At 45.4% G+C, this 26,227-nt stretch carries 20 protein-coding genes; 14 read left to right on the top strand and 6 right to left on the bottom strand.

Annotated features, from left to right (window positions below; translation table 11 throughout):
- The first annotated feature begins 24 nt into the window (after positions 1-24).
- Positions 25-1,752 (top strand): methyl-accepting chemotaxis protein, encoded by a 1,728-nt coding sequence (locus ACNAZ4_RS11170; protein WP_415814464.1) that lies wholly within the window; start codon positions 25-27, stop codon positions 1,750-1,752.
- Between the two features lie 207 nt (positions 1,753-1,959).
- The gene (locus tag ACNAZ4_RS11165) at positions 1,960-2,148 is read left to right on the top strand and encodes a hypothetical protein (RefSeq protein ID WP_415814463.1); all 189 of its coding nucleotides are present in this window, start codon (positions 1,960-1,962) and stop codon (positions 2,146-2,148) included.
- 121 nt (positions 2,149-2,269) lie between these two features.
- Here the strand turns inward: ACNAZ4_RS11165 and ACNAZ4_RS11160 are convergent, their stop codons facing one another.
- Both ACNAZ4_RS11160 and ACNAZ4_RS11155 read right to left on the bottom strand, forming a co-directional pair.
- A complete protein-coding gene (locus ACNAZ4_RS11160; protein ID WP_415814462.1) occupies positions 2,270-3,064 on the bottom strand; it encodes an alpha/beta fold hydrolase in 795 nt (264 codons plus the stop codon).
- Between the two features lie 122 nt (positions 3,065-3,186).
- Positions 3,187-8,730 carry a pullulanase gene (locus ACNAZ4_RS11155; protein ID WP_415814461.1) on the bottom strand — a complete coding sequence of 1,848 codons (5,544 nt, stop codon included), beginning with the start codon at positions 8,728-8,730 and terminating at the stop codon, positions 3,187-3,189.
- Positions 8,731-9,165: 435 nt separating this feature from the next.
- Here ACNAZ4_RS11155 and ACNAZ4_RS11150 point away from each other — a divergent pair, with 435 nt between their 5' ends.
- On the top strand, positions 9,166-9,951 hold the full coding sequence (locus ACNAZ4_RS11150; protein WP_415814459.1) for an arylamine N-acetyltransferase family protein: 786 nt from the start codon (positions 9,166-9,168) through the stop codon (positions 9,949-9,951).
- Between the two features lie 54 nt (positions 9,952-10,005).
- Positions 10,006-10,821, top strand: coding sequence for an EcsC family protein (locus ACNAZ4_RS11145; RefSeq protein WP_415814457.1), 816 nt, complete (start codon positions 10,006-10,008; stop codon positions 10,819-10,821).
- A 35-nt stretch (positions 10,822-10,856) separates the two neighbouring features.
- Here ACNAZ4_RS11145 and ACNAZ4_RS11140 read toward each other — a convergent pair whose 3' ends face one another.
- The gene (locus ACNAZ4_RS11140) at positions 10,857-11,873 is read right to left on the bottom strand and encodes an acyltransferase (protein ID WP_415814456.1); all 1,017 of its coding nucleotides are present in this window, start codon (positions 11,871-11,873) and stop codon (positions 10,857-10,859) included.
- 113 nt (positions 11,874-11,986) lie between these two features.
- Here ACNAZ4_RS11140 and ACNAZ4_RS11135 point away from each other — a divergent pair, with 113 nt between their 5' ends.
- Positions 11,987-12,118, top strand: coding sequence for a hypothetical protein (locus ACNAZ4_RS11135; RefSeq protein ID WP_415814455.1), 132 nt, complete (start codon positions 11,987-11,989; stop codon positions 12,116-12,118).
- A gap of 39 nt (positions 12,119-12,157) precedes the next feature.
- On the opposite strand, the gene ACNAZ4_RS11130 is transcribed toward ACNAZ4_RS11135, so the two are convergent.
- Positions 12,158-13,408, bottom strand: coding sequence for an MDR family MFS transporter (locus ACNAZ4_RS11130; protein WP_415814453.1), 1,251 nt, complete (start codon positions 13,406-13,408; stop codon positions 12,158-12,160).
- A gap of 96 nt (positions 13,409-13,504) precedes the next feature.
- On the opposite strand from ACNAZ4_RS11130, the gene ACNAZ4_RS11125 reads away from it, so the two are divergent.
- The 5 genes from ACNAZ4_RS11125 to ACNAZ4_RS11105 all read left to right on the top strand — a co-directional run bounded on the left by ACNAZ4_RS11125 (position 13,505) and on the right by ACNAZ4_RS11105 (position 19,561).
- The gene (locus tag ACNAZ4_RS11125; RefSeq protein ID WP_415814452.1) at positions 13,505-15,148 is read left to right on the top strand and encodes an ABC transporter substrate-binding protein; all 1,644 of its coding nucleotides are present in this window, start codon (positions 13,505-13,507) and stop codon (positions 15,146-15,148) included.
- Positions 15,149-15,238: 90 nt separating this feature from the next.
- Positions 15,239-16,285, top strand: a complete 1,047-nt coding sequence (locus tag ACNAZ4_RS11120; RefSeq protein WP_415814451.1) for an ADP-ribosylglycohydrolase family protein — start codon at positions 15,239-15,241, stop codon at positions 16,283-16,285.
- Positions 16,286-16,507: 222 nt separating this feature from the next.
- Entirely contained in the window at positions 16,508-17,374 is an 867-nt protein-coding gene (locus ACNAZ4_RS11115) for a GNAT family N-acetyltransferase (protein ID WP_415814449.1), read from the top strand.
- Between the two features lie 264 nt (positions 17,375-17,638).
- Positions 17,639-18,280, top strand: a complete 642-nt coding sequence (locus ACNAZ4_RS11110; RefSeq protein WP_415814497.1) for a 2OG-Fe(II) oxygenase — start codon at positions 17,639-17,641, stop codon at positions 18,278-18,280.
- A gap of 303 nt (positions 18,281-18,583) precedes the next feature.
- Positions 18,584-19,561, top strand: coding sequence for a GNAT family N-acetyltransferase (locus ACNAZ4_RS11105; RefSeq protein ID WP_415814448.1), 978 nt, complete (start codon positions 18,584-18,586; stop codon positions 19,559-19,561).
- A 54-nt stretch (positions 19,562-19,615) separates the two neighbouring features.
- Here ACNAZ4_RS11105 and ACNAZ4_RS11100 read toward each other — a convergent pair whose 3' ends face one another.
- On the bottom strand, positions 19,616-21,109 hold the full coding sequence (locus tag ACNAZ4_RS11100) for a peptide MFS transporter (protein WP_415814447.1): 1,494 nt from the start codon (positions 21,107-21,109) through the stop codon (positions 19,616-19,618).
- 313 nt (positions 21,110-21,422) lie between these two features.
- Between ACNAZ4_RS11100 and ACNAZ4_RS11095 the strand changes: the two genes are divergently transcribed.
- The 3 genes from ACNAZ4_RS11095 to ACNAZ4_RS11085 all read left to right on the top strand — a co-directional run bounded on the left by ACNAZ4_RS11095 (position 21,423) and on the right by ACNAZ4_RS11085 (position 24,977).
- The gene (locus ACNAZ4_RS11095; protein WP_415814446.1) at positions 21,423-21,881 is read left to right on the top strand and encodes a DUF305 domain-containing protein; all 459 of its coding nucleotides are present in this window, start codon (positions 21,423-21,425) and stop codon (positions 21,879-21,881) included.
- A gap of 117 nt (positions 21,882-21,998) precedes the next feature.
- Positions 21,999-22,859, top strand: coding sequence for a P-loop NTPase family protein (locus ACNAZ4_RS11090; RefSeq protein ID WP_415814445.1), 861 nt, complete (start codon positions 21,999-22,001; stop codon positions 22,857-22,859).
- A gap of 618 nt (positions 22,860-23,477) precedes the next feature.
- Positions 23,478-24,977 carry an amidase gene (locus ACNAZ4_RS11085; protein ID WP_415814444.1) on the top strand — a complete coding sequence of 500 codons (1,500 nt, stop codon included), beginning with the start codon at positions 23,478-23,480 and terminating at the stop codon, positions 24,975-24,977.
- Between the two features lie 72 nt (positions 24,978-25,049).
- Here ACNAZ4_RS11085 and ACNAZ4_RS11080 read toward each other — a convergent pair whose 3' ends face one another.
- Positions 25,050-25,541 carry a hypothetical protein gene (locus ACNAZ4_RS11080; protein ID WP_415814442.1) on the bottom strand — a complete coding sequence of 164 codons (492 nt, stop codon included), beginning with the start codon at positions 25,539-25,541 and terminating at the stop codon, positions 25,050-25,052.
- 113 nt (positions 25,542-25,654) lie between these two features.
- Here ACNAZ4_RS11080 and ACNAZ4_RS11075 point away from each other — a divergent pair, with 113 nt between their 5' ends.
- Positions 25,655-26,101 (top strand): DUF4385 domain-containing protein, encoded by a 447-nt coding sequence (locus ACNAZ4_RS11075; RefSeq protein WP_415814440.1) that lies wholly within the window; start codon positions 25,655-25,657, stop codon positions 26,099-26,101.
- Positions 26,102-26,227: the final 126 nt, after the last annotated feature.

The raw sequence follows: 26,227 nt of genomic DNA, 5'->3' as shown, positions 1-26,227 counted from the left end.
TATTGCTGGACGGGAGAGCGGAAAATGAAATTCACGAAGAGATTTGCGGGAAAACCACAGATGAAGTTCGGTGTTCGAGCCAAATTATTGGCGGGCTTTTTTTCGGTTTTGGCTTTGTTGGCAGTCGTCGCAATCATCACAAATTTTGAATTCAATAAGATGAATAGCCAGTATTCATCCTCGATTGAAGACCGGATGGGAAAACTGAATTTGATTGTCGAAATGAAGGATGCCGTCATGCGGGAGCAGCTTGCGCTTCAAAAATACATGGCGAATGGTGATGGTGAAAGCCTGATCGAGTTTGAAGGAGCGGTAGAGGATTTTGCAAAGAGCTCAAAGAAGTATTTGAGCACGACGAAATCCGCTGAGGGAAAGAAGGTAGGAGAGAACCTGATTGCGGCTGAGGCGCAATATTATGATGTCGCTTCTGAAGCCTTTACATTAATTCGGGATGAACAAATGGTAAAGGTTCGGCTTTTGATGCAGCAAAAAGGGAATCAGCTGATCTTTAGCATGAATTCAGCTGCCGAAGATGCGATTAAGTACCAGCAAGATGCTCTGAATTCAACGAGTGAAACGCTTTCCGCAAATGTTCAGAAGGTAGCCTTGTTAATCATCGGGCTCAGTGTTGCGGCATTTATCATTGGAACCGTGATTGCTACTTATATCAGCAGAATGATCAGCAAGCCTGTCCAGCTCGTATCTCAGGCAGCAAAGCAATTGGCTGGCGGTAATCTGGCGATTGAAAAAATTAATGTGAAGAATAAAGATGAAATCGGGCAATTAGCAGCTGATTTCAATGAAATGGCAACAAATTTAAGGAATATCATTTTTCAGGTGAGCAGCACTTCGGAGCAGGTTGCGGCATCAGCTGAAGAGATGATGGCTAGTGCGGACCAGACGAATTCTGCCACGAACCAAGTGGCGACGGCGATCCAGGAAGTCGCTGGCGGTGCTGAGCTCCAAAGCAAGAATACAGAGGAAAGCGCGAAGGCAGTAGGCGAGATGGCGAGTGCCATCCAGCGTGTCGCAGTTACGACTTCCACAGTCGCAGAGTCTGCGGTGGATACGACGAAACAGGCAATGCTTGGCCATGATTCTCTGGAAAAAGTCATTGAAAAGATGAAAGCGATCAACCATACAACAAGCGAAACGAATTCGGTCATCAAGGATCTGGACCGAAAATCGGCTGAAATCGGCAAAATCATTGAGGTCATCACCGGGATTGCGGACCAGACGAATTTGCTCGCTCTAAACGCGGCCATTGAGGCAGCAAGGGCAGGCGAGCATGGTAAAGGGTTCGCCGTCGTCGCGGATGAAGTCAGGAAGCTGGCTGAGCTTTCAAGACAGTCTGCCAGCCAGATTTCCGGCTTGATTGAAGTCATCCAAAAAGAAACCCATCAGGTCGTCGAGATGATGAACAAAGGAACGGCAGAAATTTCAGAGGGAACATCTTTGGTTGAAGATACTGGCCGGACATTTGATGAGATTATGAGGTCGATCGAAAATGTCAGCTCGGAAATCCAGGAAGTCTCCGCAATCTCCGAAGAAATGTCGGCAAGCGTCATGCAGGTGAACGCCTCAATCGATGAGGTGACCAAAATTGCCCGCGACTCAGTCGCAAGCACGGCGGAAATCGCATCCGCCACGGAAGAGCAACTTGCTTCCATGGAGGAAGTATCTTCGTCTTCCGCTTCACTCGCAAGGCTGGCAGAGAACCTGAGGGAAATGGTTGCGAAGTTCAGGGTTTAAATACGCAAAGTGTGAAGCATGGGATTTGTTCATCCTATGCTTTTTTTCATTTATCCAAGGCTGAAATTCATTCAGGAGTTTGACGCGAAAACTCATGGATACCAACCAGAATCAGCCTGCCTTACAGGTGTATTCGCCCAAGCCAAAACCGTGATAAACGCATATAAAAGTAGTGTATACAAAATAGAAAAGAGGGAGGTAAGCCGTATGTACGCATACAGAAATCCTTATCGAATGCAGGATCAGAGGTTCGGCTGGGGCTTTGGATTACCGTTTTTAGGTGGTTTGGCTGGTGGATTATTGGGCGGCGCTTTGTTTTACCCGAGGCCATTTTATGGTGGCTATGGTTACGGATATCCGATGTACCCATGCTGCGGACCTGGATTTTACTACTAATAAGCAACAAAAAGGGAGCAGGCCGCTTGGCCAGCTCCCTTTTTATATTAAAGAAGCCTATTTGACTGTTAAAACAAGCTTCCGAATCGGATCAGCGATAGGTCGAGAAGCAGACAGAAAATTAACTGATATGCGCTTTTTTGACCTGATGCTTGTCCATGAATTCGAGGGAAAGCTCGTTGAATTCATCGGCCTTCTCGATATTGCAGACGTGTCCGCAATGCTCGAGGATCACGAGCTCCGAGTTTTCAGCTCCGCGCAGGTCTTCCGCTAATTCGCGGACAAACATATGGTCCTCGGCGCCTGATATATAGAGCTTTGGGATATCCTCACTGTTTTCCTGGACCTTGCTGTAGGTGGCTTTGACATCGCCGGCAAGATGGTACCATGCGAGGAAATTTTTGCGTTTCATCTTGTAGGCTTCCTGGATGAAGAAACGCCGCGAATCCTTGTGATTGTCCTTCGGCATCAAAACCAAGGCGAGAATGCGGTACAGCCACATGAAAGGAATGAAGTCTTTTATCACTCCTGCCAATTTGATCAGTGATTTGGCGAACAGGTTGAACCTGGTGATGGCGCCGCCCAGAACGGCAGACCTGACTCGCTCGGGGCGCGTCTGCAGAAGATGGTGGACGATGATCGAACCGAGCGAAATCCCGACAAAATGCGCTTTTCGTATCGAGAGATGATCGAGGGTATGCAGAATCTCCCGGACAATCACATCAAACGAAAACCCATCTTGATACGAGTCTATGTCTGGCGATTTTCCATGGCCAGGCATATGGATCGCCACAATATGATATTTTTTGAGGAAAGGTTTGAGCTGTTTGTAAAAGATGTTCGAGTTCCCGCCAATCCCGTGCAGCAGCACAATGTACTCCGAGCCGCGGCCCTTATATAACTTATAATCCAGCATCCGATTCTCCTTAGTCGTTCTAGTTGTTCATTAATGATACCCTTGATAGCGCTGACAGTAAACGATTAAGGCAAAAATAACGGCAGGTACCATCTGGTAAGGATGATACCTGCCGTGAAAGTTTACTTCTTCTTGCCTTTTTGGTCTACTTTGATGACGACCGTTGTCAATGGATCAAGTGTCAACTTGTCTTTTGACATATTGAATCCAGACTTTTTGGATACCGGAGTTTTACCGGCTTCGTCATTATCGACCAGTACCTTTCCTTTTGAAAAATCAAGATCGCCTAGTGTCAATGTGCGAGCTTTAGTATCAGCATTTACGAATACGTAGTACGTGCCAGTACGGTCTGTGGACTCGTTTTCGTATGCGATGACTAGGTCCGTATCCTGGATTTCAGGCAAATCAAGCAATCTTACATTCTGGTCAACGAGCTCCTTTTCGCCGAGGCGGAAAGCATTTGTTGACTTTCTTAGCTCAATTAAGCCTTTCGTGTAGGCTTGTGTCGTTGTGTTGACTGAGTATTCCTTTTTATTTGTTGCCTTTTGCCAGTCAAACATGTTGATGGCATCGGATGAATCATAGGAGTCGTGAATGAAATAGCCGAATGAATCACCATTTTCATCCATCAATTCGTGATACTTCTGCTCAGGGACACCATCGCCTTTCCATTGCTTGGTTCTTCCGTACTCCTGGCCTGCGTGTAGGAAAGCAGTACCCTGGGAGGTGAGGATCAAGGAATTGCCCAGACGGATGCGCTTGTGAATCTCTAATTCATTTGCAGGAATCGATGGATCTTTTTTAATCGATTGCGCAATAACATCGTGAAGCGGAAGGTTGTCATGCGCCGCGATATACTGGACCATATCTCCTGGATCATCATCAGCTGTATTGCCTGGCTGTGCTTTGATATTGTTGAAAATCGTGTTGATATCGCGGGCACCGCCTGTGATGAAGCGAGGCTCACCTTCAGAACCAAAGCCTGATTTCAGCTCATTACGGATTTCATCAGAGAATACGCCGACATTATCGGTTTTATCCATCCAATCCTGATCAGCGCCCATGCCAGCTAAATCCGGCTCAGCGATGTGCCCTGCGAATGTTCTCCAGCCTTCACCGATGAACAATGCATCAGGATTGACGGATGCCGCTGCATCGTAAGCATTCTGGATGGAAGGATAGGTCGCGTCACCCATCATGTCAAAACGCATTCCATCAATCTTGTACTCTTCAAACCAGTATTTCACAGAATCGACCATCAGTTTTTCGGCCATCTTGTGGCTTGTAGCCAGGTTGTTGCCGAAACCGCCAAGGAAGTTTCCTTGAGCATCCTTGAACGCATAGTAGTCAGGAACGATATCGTTTAGCTGGCTGGCTTTTGCCATATGAGTGTAGACCACGTCGAGAACGACACCCATTCCAGCCTCATGGATCGCATCAATCATCTGTTTCAGTTCTTTTACGCGCAATTCAGGGTCAGTTGCATCCTCTGAATAGGCGCCATCCGGAGAGAAGTAACTGTGCGGGTCATAGCCCCAGTTGTACTCATTTCCGCCGGCAGAGTAATTAAGTTCCCTTTGGCCCATCTTCGTTTCATCGCCATAATACCATGCCATGACAGGAAGCAATTGAACATGCGTTACACCAAGCTTTTTGAGATATTCCAGCTTGTCGGTGAACGCATTATATGAACCCCATCTAGCATCCAAATCACCTTCAATAGAAGGGTCGGATGTGAAGTCACGTACGTGCACTTCATAGATTACGGCGTCTTCGCGCTTTTCATAGCCTTTGATTTTCGCATGATTAAAATCTTTTGGGTTTGTTTTGCTCAGGTCAACAATCGCCGCTTTACCGACAGTATCCCCATCCGGGCCAGCTTCACCTTTTGTATTCACCGTGAACGCTGCCATCGATTTCGCGTAAGGATCGAGAACCTTATTTGTGACTCCGTTATTTGTCACTTCATACTGGTAAAAATAACCCTTAAGATCTTTTACTTTGAGGTCTTTAGGAGCTGCAGTCACTGACCAGACTCCTTTTTCACCCTTTGTCAGTTCGATGCTGCCAATCTGTTCGGCTGCATTGTCTTTATTAAAGAAGTTTGCCACAACCTTGCTGGCTTTTGGAGCCCAGAGCTTCAAGGTGGCAGATCCTTTCTTGTAAGTAGCGCCAAGGTCATCGCCGTCATAGGAGAACATTTCATCAAGCATTCTCCAGCCAGACTCCGCTTTTACCGTTCTGCCAGAGTAGGTAACTGATAAAGGAAGCTTCTCCAAATCGAAATCTGCTTTCACTGTTACGGATTTGCCTTTGATTTCAACACTTTTAATTGAAACGGCTGCACCGCTAGCATCCTTGATCTCCAGCTTTGATTTCAGTTCTTCAGCCGTCAATCCATCTGTCATCGTGAAACCTAATAGAATCGTATCTTCAGAGATGACTTCTGCAGATGTGAGGCCTGTTGCCTGCTCCCAATATGGAGATACATAGACATTGTCATCGCCTTGTTTTACCCATAGGTGATTGTATCTGTCGAGAAGGTTGAAGGATTTGTCTCCGCCGTCCTTGTCGCCAGTTGACTTGTTTAAGGTGATCATGCCAATTTTCTTAGCATTGTCTTTCAGTTTGATATCGACATAAGCACCATAGCGGTCAGTTCCAGTGAAGGAAGCTGCACCTATAGGCCAGCCATCAGAAGGTGCCACGACATCTTCCCAGTTCCATAGCCCCCAGTTTTCATAGTCAGCATTGTCACGTACATAATGGACGCGGACGGTGTTAGCCGGCAGGTTGACTGGTTCGTAAGTGTAAACCTTGTCATCGCCTTGCTTGATGAAAATTTCGTTCATTTCAGGAGATGTGATTGTGAAAGCCTTGTCTCCACCATCTTTACCGGCATCACCTTTTGTTACGTCCATCACGAGGAAGCCGATGTTTTTTGCGCCATCTTTAAGTTCTACATCAATATAGGCACCATAGCTGTCCGTTTTCCCGAACATGGTAGCACCTCTCGGCCAGTTGGCAGAAGGGGAGGCTACATCGTTCCACAGCCATGCTCCATAATTTTCATAGTTGTTATCGTCACGCTTGTAGTGGATGCGGATGTGGTTGGCTGGGATTGGTTCAACAGTTCCATCTCCGCCGCCATCTCCAGAACCTGCCGCTGCTGCAGCAGTGATTTCACCACTGTCGACTGTCAGTAAAACTGAACCGCCATCAGCTTTTGCAGGGATTGCTAGTGTTACTTTTCCATCTGTCGCAGTATAGGTCTCACCTGAATAGTGGTCAGTTACTACTGCGTTTTCACCATCAACTGTCAATGTTACTTCTTTTGCAGCATCAGCTACGTTCAAACCAACATATGCCGCTTCATTTTCATATTTTCTTGCGAAAACCATGAACTTATCAGCGTCAGAGCCGCCAATCGCAGTACGTTCACCTTTGGCAAAAACTTCAGAATGATCGCTGCGGAAGTTCAGGATTTTTTTATAGTGTGCAAGGACGTCATTGCCTTTCACCTGATTCCATGCAAAGTTGTATCGATTATCTTGCTGCGGGTAGTTATTTGCACCGCTTTGTCCAAGTTCCTCTCCATAGTAAATCACTGGCTGGCCTTTCGCTGTTGCCTGCAGGGAAGCAGCGATCTTCAGTTTGCCTTTGTCATCTCTTTCTTTGTATAAGAAACCATCCTCATCATGGCTTCCAAGGAATTGGCCCAGTGTAGCGGTGTTGTCAATTTTATCGTTGCGCGCAATCAGGGCATCATTGGCTGCCTTCAGGTTGCCGTTTGCAAAATCATGAGCAATATTTTTGAAATCGAAATCAAGCAGGGAATCCATCATTCCTGTTTCAAGATAGCCCAGTTGGTTATCAGCACTTGCACCCCATGCTTCGCCAATCATTTTATGCTTTGGCATTTTTTCCGTAATGGCGTTCTTGAATGCCATCCAGGTTGCGTCTTCTACGTGCTTCACTGTATCTACGCGGAAGTAGTCGATTGTATTTCCATTATTCGTTGTTGCTTTGTCAATCCAGTCTGTCTGCCAGTCGATGATTGTCTGGCGGACTTCAGGGTCCTCTGTTTTGAAGTCAGGAAGGTCTGCCAACTCACCAACCACTTCATCGTTGCCAACATTTGAACCCTGGCGGAGCAGGCTGCTGAAATTGTTGCGTTCTTCATCCGTCGGATAGCCGGCAGGAGGGTTTGTCACCTGGCCATCAACATTTTTCAAACCATAACCAGTGTGGTTCAATACAACATCGACCATGATTTTGATGCCGCGGTCATGTGCAGCGTCAATCAGGTTATGAAAATCATCCATCGTCCCAAAGTGAGGGTTCAATTCGCCGAAATTGCTGGCCCAGTATCCGTGATACCCATAATAAGAAGGATCACCATCTTTGTAGCGGACATTGTGCTTGATGTTCTCAACAATCGGACTGATCCAGATTGTATTAACGCCCAACTCGTCAAGGTAGTCTAGTTTTTCAGTAATTCCTTTAAAATCGCCACCCTGATACGTACCGCGATCAGTAGTGTCATAGTTTAACTCATAAGGATCGTTATTAGAAGAATCCCCATCAAAGAAACGGTCAGTCAGCATGAAGTAAATGATCGACTCATCCCAGTCAAAATCATTTTCGCCGACAGATTGTCTTGTTTTTACTGTTACATTGGCAGTGCCTGTATGAGGGGTGCCAAATGAATCGGTAACCGTTACGGGAATGTTCTTGGCACCTGCCGTGATGTTGTCATCGACTGCAATGGTTACTTCCATCAATGAAGGGTCGATGGCAAGAGTCTTTGATCCGCCAAGCTCGGAAATATCCGCAGTGATAGAGCTGACTTCAATGCCATCTGTCAGACCCTCTACATCAACTTTCAATACAGCGTTCTGGCTGTAATCAATCTCGGCTGGATTGACAGAGCCTGTAACAGTCAGGTCAGCGTTCACATACGCGATCTCTGAAACTGGATTGTAAGGATCGGTCACTTCATTCGTAACACCATTTTTCGTAACCAAATACGTGTACTTATGCGTTCCAGTTGGAATGTTCTCATATGAAACTACAAATCTCTCATTCTCTGGCTCATAAGTCATTGGTAAAGTCTTGCCGTCAAACTTTAATTCTACTTTTTCAATCGTGTCCATCTGATTTCTTGCGAAGAGCTCTTTGTCACGGTAAAAGAAGGTAGCATTTCCGTTATTAATGACAGGAGCCGACCCATCAGGTACGATACGGATTTGCTCTACGCCGCTGGTCACGTACACTTTAGTAATGGAATCGTTTTTGCTAACCCTGATAAAACGGTCCCCGAATTCCTTTTGTGCCGTATTCCAGTCATAAGTACTGCGAAGCACGAATCCCATTTCTGACGTATTCGCGCCAACAGGGATAGTTGCTGCCGCCTTGGTGCCTTCCTTAGTTGTAAAATCAACCTGGCCGTCCTGTACACCGGTATTCCAGGTCCATATATTCCACTCACCAAAATTCTGATCTTCACGAATATAGGTAAAGCGGACTTCGCGATTGGTTGTTTCCGAAGCTGCGGGGGTTCCTTCTGCGTTTGCCTGCTGTGCAGATATAAAAGGAATCCACAAGCTCAACAGCATGATCGCTGTCATGAAAATCGAGAAACTGCGTTTAGTGCTTCTTCTCATCTGAATCCATTCCTCCCTAGATTGATTGATGCTGCTAAAATCAGTCTTTCAGCGTCCTCCTTTCTGGAATGCGCAATCTATGAAACCGTTTGCACAAACAGGTAAAAAAATTTGATCCTCTGAAAAAATGCAAGCGTTTGCAATAATCTATCTTTTTCATTTTACAATAGAATTGCCCGTCCAGCAACGGAGCATCAACGCTCAGAAAGCAAGCAAATAGTTCCATAATCCTGCAGGAATCGGGACTTTCATAGGAAAAACGAGTTGGTTCTTCAACAAATGTCACTGATTCGTCAAAAACAGGCAGGATCGTTGTCGAGTTAAAGTGATCGATACTTGAAAAATGAGTAAATAGAACTATGTGATAACTGGAATCTGACTGGCAGTTTCAAGTATTCTTGTAGTATGTCTAGTATGAGAAAGAGGTATTGAGAGATGAATGATCTAAATTTGCTTTTCCGAAAAAGGATTGGCATGAATTCAGAAGAACCCATTACTATCGAAAATCTTGGCGGTTTTTTGGAGCTGACTGCATCTGGGCTTCCGTTCGAAAACCTCTGCACGCTTTCAGGCAGTATTGATGAATTGAATGAGGGCAGCCTCGTGGATAAAATTCTCCACCGAAACGAAGGCGGTCTTTGTTATGATCTTAACGGGATTTTATATCTGTTTTTAAAAGAAAATGGCCTTGATGTCCAGCTGGTCCGCGGGTCTGTATACGTCCCTGAACTTAACGGCTTTAGCCCAACTGGCAGGACGCATGCAGCGATCATCCTGAACGATCGAGGCGAGCGGTATTTGATCGATACAGGTTTCGGGGGGAATCTGCCGTTGAGGCCAGTTCCACTTGATGGCTCCGAAACCATCACACCCACCGGGGAGTTCCGGGTGAAAAAAGAAGAAAGTGAATTCGGTGACTGCTTTTTAGAGATGAAGCTTAAGAATAAGGACACTGACTGGAGAATCGGATACGCCTTTGATTCCCGTGATCCGGTTGACGATGTAAGTGACTTATCCGAAATGAAGAAAATCATCACCGAACATCCACAATCCCCTTTTAATAAGAAGCCGCTGCTTACCAGGGTGACTGCTGACGGCAGCATGGTTCTGACAGAAACGAGCTTCACCCGCTGGATGGATGGCCAGGTTGCGAAGGAAGAAATCGATGCGAGCCAGTTCAAACTGCTGGCGAAGGAACACTATAATCTCGATGTAAAATGAAACTTTCTGATGGTGTACACCGTTAATATAGTATCAAAAATGACAGGTGGATGGTTGAGCATGGATTCACAGGATTATTTATTGCAGGAATTGAAGCAAATCGAAAAGTGGGAGAAGGACCAGAAAGGCTTGTGGTTTTGGGAGAAGTTGACCAGGCTTCCATTCAAGATGCTTGACCGGTTCACGCCAAAGTTCATCCAGGAGAAGGTCGGGCTCCTGCTTGATGAGATGGGTAGTTACATTCAAACCGGCGGCCAGTATTTGACCAGCGAGAAATCAGTGTTTCAATACTTTGAGAAAAAGACAGGCAGGAGAGTTAACCAGTTATCTGACCTTGAGAATGTACCAGTAGAGGAAATGAAGAAAGCCTCCCTGGCCCTTGGCGAGCAGCGAAAAAAGGCCGCAACGATCCAGGGAGCCAGCACAGGGATTGGCGGGATTTTCACCCTGGCAATTGATATTCCTGCGGTCCTTGCCCTCTCGCTAAAAACATTGCAGGACATCGCCATCATCCATGGGTACGATCCACATGATAAAAAGGAAAGAGTATTCATCATTAAATGCCTGCAGTACTCCTCCGCCGATGTAGTCGGAAAACAGGCGATCCTGAACGAACTGACCGATTTTAACAATGAAAACAAATCGCGTGAAGTCATTTCCCAGCTGCAGGGCTGGCGCGAGGTGACGCTGACTTATACAGAATCCTTCGGCTGGAAAAAGCTGCTCCAGATGGTGCCGGTAGCCGGAATCGTGTTCGGCGCCTTCGCCAATCGGTCGATGGTCAGCGACCTTGCCGAGACCGGGACGATGCTTTATCAGAAGCGGCGGATTTTGGAACGGCTGGAGCGGGATTTAATTGAGGAGAGATAGGGACTTCCATAGAACAGAGCCTGATCCATGATGGGTCAGGCTCTGTTGATTAACGCCTGCTTAGCAGACTGAATCAGCTTGTAAGCAACGTACGACACAACAAAAACAAGAGACGCGTCCACTAAATTCTGCAGTAAGTTATGGGTACTCTTTTCCAAGCCGATTTTTTCAAAGAGGAAATCGACCATATCTATGAAGAAAACATGAATGGCATATATTCCGAGCGAGTTTGCCCCGATTTTTGTGATGAATAAGCCCTTGCCGAGATTGGGGTTGCTTAAGGCGTACAGGAACAGAAATATGGTAAGGAAAATCGTTGATAGGAAGTACTCTCCATGTTTAGCATCCAACCCCTTTTGAAGCCAGAATCCCTCCAGAACCTGCAGGATGGTAAAAAGGCCAAACAGGTAGAAATAAATCCTTCCGCTATATTTTTGCCACGCTTGAACATTGGCTAGCCAGAATCCCAGCACTGTATAAAACAGGCTGACATATAGAGCGGCCCGGGTAGTGCTCACCGGCAGCTCATCGAATATCGAATAAGACTGTCCAAACAGGCCGAGTAGATTGAAACAAAGGGCGATCACCAACAGCAGCCTGACTCTTTTCAGCCTGTAAAAGAGGTATAAAATCGCGGTGCTCCACACTAGTGAAATCACGAACCACAGCTGATAGCCGCTCGTCCCCTGGCCGTAATAGAGAAGGTTGAGGGCGGTCATATTTTCCATATACTTCGAAAGTTCATCTGAAGGATTTTCGTTGGTCAGTATGATTCTCGACACATCATAGACGAAATAGAAAATAAGCCAGCTAACGTAAATCTTCAGGATTTTTGTGACATATTTCCTGAAGTAAGCAAAGGACTGCGGATTCTCGCTCACCTTAAGGCTGAACAGATAGCCTGATGCGGCGAAGAAAAACGGGACGGCAAATCTTGAAAGGTTATCAAGGACAAAATAGCCTGGCTGATCATTGCCAGGGAAGGTATGGATGATGACAACTGCCACGATGGCATAAAATTTGATGAAGTCGATTGCGTAATTGCGCTGCATTGGCTTCCTCGTTCTGTCAGGATTTATACTCCTAGTATTTCCCCAATCGTCAGCCTTATGAATATAAGAAGAATTGACTTGGGATAATAGAAGTCAAAAAGGAGGCAACGCATTTGAACCCTGACAAGAGGCAACCAGATAAGAATCCGGTTGAACAGCAGCAGAAAAACGAAAAGAACGAACCCTCTGCTAATCAAACAGACGGCTTCCGCTACGATTACGACGACTCTTCAGACGTGAAATGAATAGAGGGAAAACCTGCACCCAAGGTTTTCCCTCTTTTTTTATACAGTTTTCACAAACAACTCTTTTCGTTTCTTCCCACGAACCACAAACAACCCGCCATACAGCAACGATGTTCCCGCCATCAAAATGATGCCAATATACACACTCATCATGCTCGGCACTAAAAAGGCCCCCATGATGATCGTTGAACGGGCGATCAAGTCTGCGCCGCTGAAGCTGATGCCTGAAAACGCTGAATAGGAGCCGCGTTTGTCTTCTGGCATCATATTCGCTTTTTCAGCATTGGCTATTGGCGAGTAAATCAGCTCTCCGATGGTTGCAACCAGGTTGAACAAAAGCAAAGCGTACCACACATTTGCAGACGTCATCACGATGTATCCAATGCTGTAAAAAATCAGCCCCGCCAGCAGCATCTTTTTCTTATCGAACTTGTCCGTGATTTTTGTGACGATAAAAGTCAGCATTACAACGAGAAGCATGTTCTGGATATTCAGTATACTGAGCATCCTCACGCCTGATAGTTCAAAATTGCCAACAAACAGCGGACGGAATTCATCAGCCAAACGCACGCCGATATAGCTGTTGAGCGAGAATTCAGCTGAGTAAATGCACATGCTTCCGAGAATCGCCATGACGAATGGTTTATCCTGCAATGCAACTTTGTAGTTGGCAATCAGGTCGATAAAGATATTTTTATGTTTTTGCTCCAATTGTGGAACAGATGTGTCCTGGAGCCAGATTGCATACGCGATTGGCAAACCTGCAGAGGCAGCTGTCAATGCCGTAAACAAAGCCAGCTGGTGATGGGCATAAAACAATCCGCCGAGTGCAGCACCTATTGCCAGAGACAAGTTCGTGAACCAGTAGTCGAGAGCGTAAATGGCTTTACGGTTTTTGGCTGTCGTTGAATCGATGATAATGGCTTGCATCGATGGACGGCCTAAACTGTTGAACAACATGAAACACATATATCCCCCAGCGAAGACTGTGATCCATTTTTGTTCAGGCAGCAAGCTGACCGTCATCGCTCCAAAAGTGACAGCGCTGATTGTAGATGTTAGCAGCAGAATCGTTTTGCGGTGAAAACGGTCTGATATATACCCGCCAATCAAATTGCCAATAAACGCAATGAAAACATTGATGCCCAGGAAAATCCCTGCCCACACAGCACCTTTATGCTGCGCGAAAAATAAAGCCATGAACGGCATGACGGCACTCGAAATCGCACGGTTAAAAAATGACGTAATTAAGCGGACTTTCAGGTTTTGAGGATATTCTTTCCATTTCATATTGCCAGCCTCCTTCTATAATCTGTATATTAAAGGAGACGGATAGAACTAAAAATTCCCTTTTTAAATAAAAATGTCTACTTTTAAGGAGAACATATGGATCGCTATTTACTATTGTTATGGAATCAGGTCAAATCAGGAGCCGTAAAAGTAGAGGGAATTGCGGAAGTCCTGATGCTCAGTACGAAGCAGACTCGCCGAAAACTGCAGCTATGGCAGGAGGAAGGCTGGCTCACGTTCCAGTCCGGCAGGGGAAGGGGCAATACCTCCTCTCTGGAGTGGAATCGTCAAGTCGAGCAGGAATATGAAGATCTATTTTTCAAAGGTCTGGAAAAAGAACCAATCGAGTCTGTAAGTAAATTATTGCTGCTGGATTGGTCGGCAGAAACGAAACAGCGGCTGATGGCTGCTTTCCAGGGGAAACTGGGTTTTCACCAGGAAGGCCAGGACAGCTTGATCATTCCAAGGTTTTATCCTTTTGTGACTTTTCATCCGTTAAAATTAGCGGATGCCCAAAGTGCAAATATCATCGCCAATCTCTATAACCGGCTCGTCACCCTGAATGCTGACGATTCGGTTGAACCGGAATTGGCCCATAGCTGGGAATATAAAGATACCCAACTCTTACTGTATTTAAGAAAGGATGTTGCCTTCCACGATGGCTCGATTTTAAAAGCGGAGGATACCGTCGATTGTTTGCAGCAAATGAAGCAGGATGAGAACTTTGCAGACCTATGGGAACCCATTACGGAAATCACGACTCCATCTCGACTGGTGGTGAAGCTCGACTTCCCTGGTGGCTGCTCCTATGTTCTCCAGCTCCTGGGTCTCTTGGCGGCAAGTATTTTTAAAGAAGTGAATGGAAGGCTGCTCGGGACAGGAGGATTTTATCTGGCCGAGGAATCGGCGGAGAAAACAGCTCTTAGTGCGTTCAGGCAATATTACGGGTATCGGCCGCTGCTTGATCGTGTAGAGTTCATCCAGGTACCTAAAGAGTTCCAGGTCGTCTATCATGCCGGCCATGAATCGAAACAAGTCGATACCTTCAAGGTGGAAAGTGACTCAGGATTTGGCATTGTGGTGATGAATCCATATCGCAGCTCGGACATGGCGCGTCAGGAAGTGCGGGACTACATCCATATGGTCATCGACCGGCATCGGGATGAGCTTCAGGATGTTGATGGAAGGATCAAGGGCAACAATGAAGGCTGCCTGATCGGCTTGTCCAGGTCCTACGACATGCCGGATAGGCCAAAGCCATCCTTAACAGAGCCCCTCAAGATGAACTATGTGAACTACACGACGAACACTTCCTTTTGGCTAAAAGAAAAACTGGAAGCAGCTGGCCTGGATGTCGAAATGAAGGAAGTCTCTTTTCAGGATGCACTATATGATCCTGACGTGAAAATGGAAGCGGACCTATTTATCCACGGAGAAATTTTCGAAATGAACCAGAGTTTTTCCTACTTTTTCTTTTTGAAAAACAGCTTCTCACCGCTGCACTACCTGGTTGAAAGAGATGAATATTTGCAGGGGAAACTCGCTTACTATACAACGAAGCCATTTAAACAATGGAATAGCCTCCATTTGCAGATTGAACAATATATGAAAGACCAATCCCTGTGTGTGCCCCTGTATTACATAAAGCGGCAAATCCCATTCTCTATCAATCTGATGAACATCGAGATCAAGCATTTTGGATATGTGGATTTGACGAAGCTCTGGACGAAGACTGTATGAAGATAGCTGTCCCCGTTGGTTAAAAATGAAGGATTTGGACGATATGGTGAAGAATACTATTAATACATTACAAATCCAAAAGGAGTCCCTATGTCTAAAAAAGATTTGTTCATAGCGTCATTGCTTGGCGGTGCGATTGGAGATGCTCTTGGTTATACAGTTGAGTTCATGAAGCTTGATGAGATTAAATCGCGATTTGGGGAAGACGGAATAACAGATTTTGAGTTGAATCGTTATACAGGGAAAGCGATGATTTCCGATGATACCCAGATGACGCTGTTTACTGCTGATGGCCTGATCTGGGCGAAAGACCGTATCAGCGAGCGGGGAATTGGGAGTTATGTGGGAAGCGGAGTCTATCAATCTTATTTGCGCTGGCTTTATACCCAGACAAGAAGCATGCCGGATGAGCATTATGACTGGCTGCTTGATCCCCAGCCCCATGAGGAGAGCAATAGAATTTTAAACTATAAGGAATTGTTCTCGGCAAGGGCGCCGGGTCATACATGCCTGTCGGCGCTTGAAAGCAACAAAATGGGAACGATCGAAAGGCCGATCAATGACAGCAAAGGCTGTGGCGGAGTCATGCGGGTCGCACCAGTCGGTTTATTTTTACATAATGATCCGGAGCAAGCCTTTATTGTGGCTGCAGAAATAGCGGCCATCACCCATGGACATCCTTCAGGATACCTGGCAGCTGGTACACTCGCAGTCATCATTGCAGAACTGCTTAATGGTAAAAATATAGCCGAAAGTGCCGAGCGTGCAATTGCGATTTTGAGAAGCCATCCTCAGCATGAAGAGACGTTGAAGGCGATGGAAGCTGCGATTGAACTTGCGGAGAGTGAACTGAATCATGAAGAGGCGATTTCTAGGCTGGGTGAAGGCTGGGTAGCCGAGGAAGCACTTGCGATTGCATTGTACTGTGCTTTGAAAGAAACAGACTTCCGGAAGGCAGTTATCATGTCAGTGAATCATGATGGCGATAGTGACTCGACCGGCTCGATTTGCGGGAATATCCTTGGTGCCTGCCATGGTCTTAACGCAATCCCCGAAGATTGGGTGAATCACGTCGAGCTAAAAGAATTGATTGTTGATACAGCTGGCAGGTTATATGATAGAAATGAAACGGTATAGGTTAAGGGAGAATCCTGATGAGTACTGGGATTCTCTTTGTTTTTAACCTGGAAAGACAGGAGAGCTATATGGTTGGGAAAAACATAATATCAGCTGCATGGAGAGCGCGATGTTCTGGGATCATGCTCAAGCAAGGAAACTCCATCGGAAGGCGTTCTCAGATGCTAGTTTTCTTCAAATGACCATTGGAAGTTGAATTTGAAAAATAGAGGAGAAGCCTTTATGAAGCCATCAAAAAAATTAATTGAATTAGTCGAATTGAACGTAAGGGATGCGAGAGGCTTGATTGAGCTGTCTGCATCAGTCGGCTGGGATTATGATGAGGAGGAAGTTGCAACTCTATTATCCTCATCCTATAAAATATATGGCCACAAGAATAGCGAAGGCCAGGTTGTCTCCAGTGCAGCAATCATTCACTATGACCGTATGCTCGCTTCAATTGGCATGGTGATTGTTCATAGCGATTATCGAGGGCTCGGTCTTGGAAAAGAGATTATGCAAAAATGTATAGACAGCGGTCGTGATCGCTCTATCCTGTTAATTGCTACGCCTGATGGCCAACCCTTATACGAGAAATTGGGTTTTACAGTTGTTGACTATGTCCATAAATATCTTTGTGACAAATTTAATCCAACCAATCTGGAAGATATAAGCGAGATTTCAATAGAAGCTTTTAAGGACGAAGAATTGGAAGATATTCTTGAGCTGGATGGAGCAGCTTTCGGCGAGAAAAGAAGTGTCTTCCTTCGCAATAGAATCCAACAGTCAAATCAATGTATCGTCGTGAAAGATGAGAATTCAAGAATCATTGGATTTGGCCTTTCTGTATTAGGTTCTGTTAATCTGACTTTGGGCCCGGTCGTTGCACCGGATCAAAGAATGGCAGAATTAATCATTGACCGGCTTGCCTCCAATCATCAAGGGAAATTAAGGGTAGACGTACCTTCAGGACAGGAGAAGCTGATGGCTTTCCTGGAACAAAGCGGATTTGTAAAAGTCAGCAACCCTCCAGTAATGGCAATCCATACGAAGGAAATGCCTGACAGAAACCATACACTATTCACAATCGCGTCACAGGCGTATGGGTGACCATTGTGTAAAACGGGCCACCGCAAACTTGTGGCGTTTTTTTGGTTCGAATTAGGCCCTTATTTCCTGAAAAAAAAGATAGTAAATCAGCTTCCCGCGTTGTAAAATAAATTGAAAAATTGAATAGAGTTATAGATTCGGTTTTGTCATCCATTTTGAATTACAGGAGGAAACAAGGGAACATAGAGAATGAATAATGCTTTCGTATATATATCAATCTAGTTTTCGGAAAATTCATAATTAAGAGGTTGATGAAAGTTGAGAATGGATGCTGTTGATTTAACTGTAAAAGAACCAACGATTTTTAATCATATCGGAAATAGAATCAAAACCGAGGATCGTGAAATCAACATAATTGCCAGAATGGAAGAACCGTTAATCGTCATCTTGGGGAATGTGCTAAGTGACGAAGAATGCGATGAACTGATCCAGCTGTCAAAGGACAAGCTGCAGCGCTCCAAAATCGGCAACACCCGTGAAGTCGATGAACTCAGGACGAGCAGCAGCACATTTATTGATGAAACAGAAAATGACGTGGTGGCGCGTGTAGAAAAAAGAATTTCGCAAATTATGGGCATTCCCAATGAACACGGAGAAGGCCTGCAAATCCTGAACTATAAAATCGGCCAGGAGTACAAAGCCCATTTTGACTTTTTCGCGTCAAACGTAAGTAACCCTAGAATCAGCACACTCGTCATGTACCTGAATGATGTCGAAGAGGGCGGAGAAACCTACTTCCCAAAACTCAACTTCGCCGTCTCCCCGCAAAAAGGCATGGCTGTGTATTTCGAATATTTCTATGACAATCAAGACTTGAACGACCTAACCCTTCACGGCGGAGCCCCAGTCATCATCGGCGACAAATGGGCAGCGACGCAGTGGATGAGACGGAAGAGCGTGAGATAGAGAATGGAGGAGCATGGTGAGCATGCTTCTTTTTTTATAGGGCTCTTTTCTCAACTTTTGTTGCTTTTGGCTACTAAATTGGATTGGTTGACCTCTGCTTTTCCACAATATTTAAGCTAATGATGAGAAAAGAGCCTGCACACTTAATTCCGAACTACAAAATGGCTTATTATCACGTTAAAATCGGCTTTAGGATCTTAACAACAATCTTTACGAATACAGTTTTATATTTCAGGAACTGTTTTTCTAGAAAAAACCTGTATAATTTAAGAACAACTAATAGGACAGGGGGAGTATTGCAGGGTGGAACTATGGAATATTTACAACCAATACCGGCATATGACGGATCGAATCCACGAACGCGGGCAGGAGATGAAGCCTGGGGATCATCATCTGGTTGTCCATGTCTGGATCGTGAATGATGATGGCCAGTTTTTGATCCAGAAGAGGCAGCCGTGGAAAATCGGCTTTCCGAATATGTGGGACTGTTCGGCTGCGGGTTCTGCCATCATGGGCGATGATAGTGAGCAGGCTGCTATTCGCGAGGCGAAGGAAGAAATCGGAATCGACCTGGACATGGAAAGAGCGGAACGCTTATTTACCGTGAAGTTTTTGGAAGGCTTCGATGATGTCTGGCTGGTCAGGCAAAATGTCGCCCTTGAGGATTTAAATCTTCAGGAAGAGGAAGTGGCGGAGGCTAAGTGGGCAAGTGAAGAAGAGATAAAGGAAATGGTTGAAAACGGTGAATTTATCCCTTTTAACTATTTCGACCTGTTATTTGAAATGGTCAATTCAAGCATCTCCCTGAAAAAAGCTACACTAGACGATGCCAAGGAGCTTTTAACATTGCAAAAGGAAGTTTTCATGCCTCTCTATAAAAAATACAATGACCATGAAACAAGTCCTGTCACGCAAACGATGGAGAGATTTTCAGCAAAATTTGAACGAGGGGATTATTATAAAATCCTCTTTGATGGCAATTTGGCTGGAAGCGTCCATGTCTATGAAAAGTCCCCCGGATTGATGAGGCTGCATATAATCAATATCCTCGAAAGCTGCCAGAACAGGGGAATCGCTCAGCAAGTGATGAAACGGCTTGAACTCATGCATCCTGAAGCAGATGCCTGGGAGCTGGATACCATCCTCACTGAAGAGCGGAACTGCTATTTATATGAAAAGATGGGGTATAGGCGAACCGGTGAATCCAAGGAAATCAACGAAGATATGAGCATCATCAGATATCGGAAAGAGTCGAACCTGAATAAGATCTTAAGTATTTAAATATGGCACAAAAAAAGACGGCTCTCCTTATCTGGAGAAAGCCGTCTTTTGTTATTATTTAATTCCCTTCATATATGCCTGAATCTTAGGAGACATGATGAACAGGATGATACCAAGAACGATGGATGCTCCACCGATTGTTCCGAAGTAAGTCATTTCTGTATCTGCAGAGTAGAATTTAACGATTTGTGCATTGATCGCTTGTGCGGCGGCACTTGCAAGGAACCAAAGGCTCATTGTTTGTGCAGAGAAAGCAGCCGGTGCTAGTTTGGTTGTTGCTGACAGACCAACTGGGGAAATCAGCAATTCACCGAATACAACGATCAGATAGCTTAGAACTAGCCATAATGGGCTGACAAGTGCATCTGTTCCTGAGAAGTATCCAGGAATCAGGATGACCAGGAATGAAAGACCAGCAAAAATCAATGAGAAAGAGAATTTCTTTGGAATTGATGGCTGGCGATCACCAAGCTTCACCCAGAATCCAGCGAAAATTGGTGCAAAGATAATGATGAATAATGGGTTCAATGACTGGAACCATGCCGGAGAGATTGAGATTCCGGCGAATTCTAGCTGTGTACGCTTGTCCGCATAGTTCGCAAGGATGGTTGAACCTTGCTCCTGGATTGCCCAGAACATAACAGCAGCCAGGAACAACGGAATGTAAGCAAGAACACGTGAACGTTCAACTTCTGTTGTTTTAGGGCTGCGATACATAACGATAAAGTAAGCAGTCGGAATTAAGATACCAAGGATTGTCACAAGATTTATAAAGCTTTCAAATGTTAAAAGACCTGCATTAATTAAAACAACACTTAAAATACCTATTGCAACGATTGCTATACCAAGAATTGTAAATGTTTTCTTCTTTTCAGAGGGTGAAAGCGGGTTTGGCACAGCTGTACCAGCAAGACCCAGATTCTTTTTCTTTGTCAGAACGAAAACAACTAGTCCAACGAACATACCGATTGCGGCAATTGCAAAGCCGAAATGGAAGTTATAAGCGTCAGAGACTGCTCCAACGATCAGCGGCGCAAGGAATGCACCAGCGTTGATACCCATGTAGAAAATCGTGAAACCAGCGTCACGACGAGCATCTGTTTCGCTGTACATTTCACCAACGACAGTTGATACGTTTGGCTTCAAAAGACCTGTACCGATGACGATCAGGATCATCGACACGAAGAACATCGATACGCTTCCTGGAATGGCTAGCGCGATATGTCCCAGCATGATCAGGATTCCGCCGTAGAACACGGCTCTGGATGTACCGAAAATGCGGTCAGCAAGCCATCCGCCGATGACACCTGACATATAGACGAGTGAGCCGTAAATGGACATGATGGAAAGCGCTAATGTTTCATCAAGGCCCAGGCCGCCTCTTGATACTTCATAGTACATGTAGAATACAAGGATCGCTCTCATTCCATAGTAAGAAAAGCGTTCCCAAAACTCAGTGAAGAAAAGTGTGAAAAGTCCTTTAGGATGTCCGAAGAATCCAGTCTGCGGGACACTGTCCACAATTTTCTGCCTATTATGGTTTGACATGGTTACCCCTCCCTGTTTATCTATTCTAGAATACTTTTCGTAGTGTGAATTGTCAAAAACAATTTCAGGAAAGAACCTTATAAAACGTTGGTATATAAGGATTCTTTGCGGTTTTTCTTCAAAAAGAAAGTTTATTGAAAATTATTCGATAATTATTGAAAAAAGAATAATCAGTTAACTGATGAAAATGCTGCGCTATAGCCAAACCGTATTTACCCCTTTTCCACAAAATGCAAACCAATAGGTATTCGATGAATAATTATTAGCCATAAGGGTATTCGAAAAATAAAGAATGATATTAGGAGGAGAAAGAATGAAAAATAATTACGGCAGGTTTGGCCTGATGGTCCTGACGTCCACGATCATCATGCTGATCCTGATGTACTTCAATACGTACAGTATTGATCATGTATTCTTCAGTGAAACAAGATTCTATATGGCGTTGATCATGGGTGGGGTCATGGCGATTGTCATGCTGGCATTCATGAGCAAAATGTACACAAATAAGAAAGTGAACCTTGGCATATACGCAGGTAGTGCACTGGTAATTGCGGTTTCGCTGTTCCTCGTCCGCAGCCAGACCACCGTCGATGACGTGTCATGGATGAAAGCAATGATTCCGCATCATTCCATCGCGATTCTTACAAGTGAACGCGCCAATATCGAAGATCCCCGAGTGCGAAAACTGGCGGATGGCATCATCGAAACACAGAGGAAAGAAATCAGCGAAATGAAGGCACTGATTAAGGATCTTGAAGAGAAGGATGACTAACAGGTAATTTTAAGTGAGGCTAATCCAAATCGGATTAGTCTCTTTTTCTTATGTAAAAAGGAAAACATGCCTGCGATGGAGAATTATCGTGAGAACTGATATTTAGGAGTGTATGGAATGAAGGCTAAATTAATTTTAGTAGAGGGACTTCCGGGATCGGGAAAATCGACAACCGCGGGATTGATACATGAACTCCTCAGCGAGAATCAAGTATCTGCCGAGCTTTACCGGGAAGGGAACCTTGATCATCCGGCGGATTATGAGGGGGTTGCTTATTTTACCGAGGAAGAATTTGAAGAACTTCTTAAAGAGAGCGGCGGTCTCAGTAAGGTTTTTCAAGAATGGGTATCCATCAAGAGGGGACGGCATCTGCTGCCATATATGAAAATCAAAAATGAATTAGGCAGTGGTTTTCCGGACGAATTGTTTGCTGCTATTTCGAGGAAAGATGTATATGAACTTTCACTGGAAGAAAATATCGCAGTCATCTCGGAAAGCTGGGAAGAGTTTGCAAAACAAGCAGCAGCCGAAGAAAAAGTCTATATTTTTGAATGTTGTTTTATCCAGAACCCTGTGACCGTGGGCATGATCAAGTATGGAGCACCCGAAGAAGTAACCATTAATTATGTCAAAAAACTTGCCGAGACAGTTGAGTCTCTGAATCCATTACTTGTCTACGTAAATCAGGAAGATATAGAGAAGTCTTTCCGCAAAGCAGTAACCGAACGGTCTGATGACTGGTTTAATGGATTCGTTCATTATTATACATCTCAAGGATACGGGCTCGTAAATGGTTTGATCGAGCTGGAAGGCACCATAGATGTCCTTAAAGCAAGACAGGAACTCGAGAACAGGATTCTTAAAAACCTGCACATGCCTGCGCACATCCTGAATAATTCCGAATTCGACCTAGAGAAGCATCGAGATAACTTGAAAGAAATACTAGGGATGAACAAATCTTACAGGAGCCTGATCTGATTTATTGGATCAGGCTTTTTGGCGACCATATTGGAACTGTGGAAATCCAGAAACTGGAGAATTGTGTCCTCAAAAGAACGTATTGGATACGTGAAAATCCAGAAACTGGATAATGGGTTTCCCAATAGACCATATTGGAGTCATAGAAATCCAGAAACTGGAGAATTGAGGTTCCAATAAAGCGTATTGGAGCTGTGTAAACCCAGAAACTGGAGAAACGTGTCCCCAATAGAGCGTATAGATGTCACGGAAATCCAGAAACTGGAGAAACGTGTCTCCAATAGAGCGTATTGGTGTCACGGAAATCCAGAAACTGGAGAAACGTGTCCCCAATAGACCGTATTGGTGCCCGGAAAAACCAAAAACAGGGAAAACAGGTCACCAATAGAGCATATTGGAGCCCGAAAAATCCAAAAAAAGGGGAAACAGGTCACCAATAGAGCATATTGGTGTCCGAAAAAACCAGAAACCGTGAAAACAGGTAACCAATAGACCGCATTGGCACCCTAAAAACCCAGAATCAGAAAAAACAGGTCACCGATAAACCAGGTATAACGAAAGAGGGATTTCAATATTTTTATAGAATGGTAGATATAAAAATAAACGGTGGTGTGGGCGATGGAGGGTTTCAATTACAAAGACTATGACGGGCTTGGTCTAGCGGATTTGGTAAAAAAGAAAGAAGTTCTGCCTCTTGAACTGGTGCAGGAAGCGATCCGGTTAACGGATTCACTGAATCCGAAAATGAATGCGGTGATTAATAAGATGTACGAGCAGGCGCGGAAGTCCGCTGGGCAGCAACTGACAGGCGCTTTTGCGGGAGTACCGATATTCCTGAAGGATATCTCGCAGGAAATCGAAGGGGAACCGATCACTGCGGGTTCCAGGGCATTTTTAAATTACCGGGCAAAAGCAGATTCAGAGTATGCCAGACGCCTGCGCCAGGCTGGCGTGGTGTTCACGGGCCAGACGAATGTACCTGAATTCGCACTGGTCGCTGTGACCGAACCCGCTCATTACGGACCGACACGCAATCCGTGGAATCTTGACCACACACCTGGCGGATCGAGCGGGGGATCGGCTGCGGCTGTTGCCTCGGGGATCGTTCCGATTGCTGGCGCCAACGATGGCGGAGGATCGATTCGGATTCCTGCTGCCTATTGCGGTTTGTTCGGACTGAAACCGACCCGCGGCCGCACCCCGGTTGGACCGAATTATGGACGGGCATGGCAGGGCGCTTCGGCGGAACATGTGCTTACGCGTTCAGTCAGGGACAGTGCGGCTATGCTGGATGCACTTCATGGACATGAAAAAGCCGGTGCATTTTCTGCCCAGCCATTTGAAGGCAGCTATCTTTCAGCGGCAAGCACTCCTCTTGGAAAAAAGCTGCGGATTGCTTTTTCCGTAAAATCGCCGATCGGCACTGAGGTTGACGCTGATTGCAGGGAGGCTGTCCTGAAAACGGTCCGGCTGCTCGAAACGATGGGTCACCAGATTGAAGAGGTGGAAGCACCAGTTGATGGCCATGAAATCGCGACAAGCTATTTGACGATGTACTTCGGAGAGACGGCAGCTCTTTTAGCCTCATTAGAGGAAGTACTTGGTCGGAAAGCAACTTCAGCGGATGTGGAGCCTACCACCTGGCTGCTCGGCCTGCTTGGCAAGGCAACTTCTGCAGAGGAATTCGTTTTAAGTTTAAGAGAATGGGACAGGGCGGCCCTCCAGATGGAAACCTTCCATGAAACCTATGATTTTTACATCACACCAACCACCGCTCATCCGCCAGCAAAAATCGGAGAGCTCGAGCCGTCATCATCTGAAAAGTTCTTGATTAGTACGGTCGGCAAGCTAGGACTCGGCAGTGTTTTGAAAAAGGCGGGAATCGTCGATCAAATTGCCCAAAAGAATCTCGCTCGAACGCCATTCACCCAGCTCGCCAATCTTACAGGCCAGCCAGCGATGTCACTGCCATTGCACCAGACAAAGGACGGACTGCCAGTCGGAGTGCAGGTGATGGCAGGGAGGGGAAGAGAGGATTTGCTTTTCCAGCTGGCAGGGGAACTGGAGCATTCAGATATTTGGCAGGATGTCGGTAAAAATCCATTATGGGACTGTTAATCAAACGTTTGATTAAATAAGCTGAAACCATGGGCATTACTGAAAAAAGAGGCAGAAACGAAGCTGCCTCTTTCAACATAAAACAATAATCCTGTATGGTGTCGTTTGCGCCGGGATGCTGAAGGTGGTTGGGCCATAAACCACGATCAAATTCCTGTTTGCGGGGCTTTTTGTGAACCTCTGGCCATTTTCCAATAAAATTGGTGTCCCGGGGGCCAGATTAAGCTTGAGCATGCCATCGCTGCTGATCAGCTGCCTGTTGAAAAAATCGACTTTCACATTCTGCCCAGGTGTTTCTTTTACCATGACAAGTGCCCGGTATTGTGGCGGGTAAATCAATGGCACCGGCGCATCGGCGTCATAATAGCCTGTCACCTGATCACCGACGCCCACCATCGCCTGATCGACAAAGTAAGTCCGCGGTTCAATCACAAAATTCACTTGCGCTCCTGTTCCATCGATGACAGACATCAAACGATAGCAGCCTGCGTTTTCGCCTGATGGCGTAATTGAAAAATCATTGATCATACTGACTGTTCCTCGGAAAGGCTGGTACTTAACCAATCATCTCACCCCACTCATCGTGCTCATGCCTATAGTCTATTCGCTCAGCCCATAACGGTGATTGTTACTGTGCGGTATAAAAGGGTAAACAGCCATTAAAAAGGAATGGTAACATGCCCTTCAATTATGATCTCGATTTTGACAGCATTGATTTTCGTGAGCAGCCAGAATTGTACCGCGTAGGCAGGGGGGAACAGGGCGTTTTGCTCGTAGAACCCTATAAAAGTGAAATCCTGCCGCATTGGCGGTTCAAGACACCGGACATCGCTACAGGATCATCAGAAAAAATTTACCAGATGTTCCTGGATTACAAAACGAATAACGATTTCGTGGGCATGGATATGGCAAGGAAATTCCTGCAGATGGGCTACACCCGTGCCCGCCGGTATACCAATTATAAGGGTGGCAGGAAATATGATGATGACGGCAAGGTGAAGGAGCGGCAAAACGATCCAGTGAAGGCTGAATCAGCAGCAATCTTCATGGAAAAATGGAAACAGGCCAGAACGGATCAAGAGTATCTTAAGATGAAAAAAGAACACCAGAAGAAATATGGATGAAAAACCTAATCTCTGTGATTAGGTTTTTTTATTGCCTGCCAGAGACCGTATAATGAAAAAGAATAATATTTTTCGTATCTTTAAATCTTTTATCAAAAAATTTCGTTAGCTAAGTGGAGGTGAGGA

Source organism: Mesobacillus thioparans, from assembly GCF_965138835.1.
Lineage (GTDB): Bacteria > Bacillota > Bacilli > Bacillales > Cytobacillaceae > Mesobacillus > Mesobacillus thioparans.
This window is presented reverse-complemented; position numbering and strand designations above follow the sequence as displayed.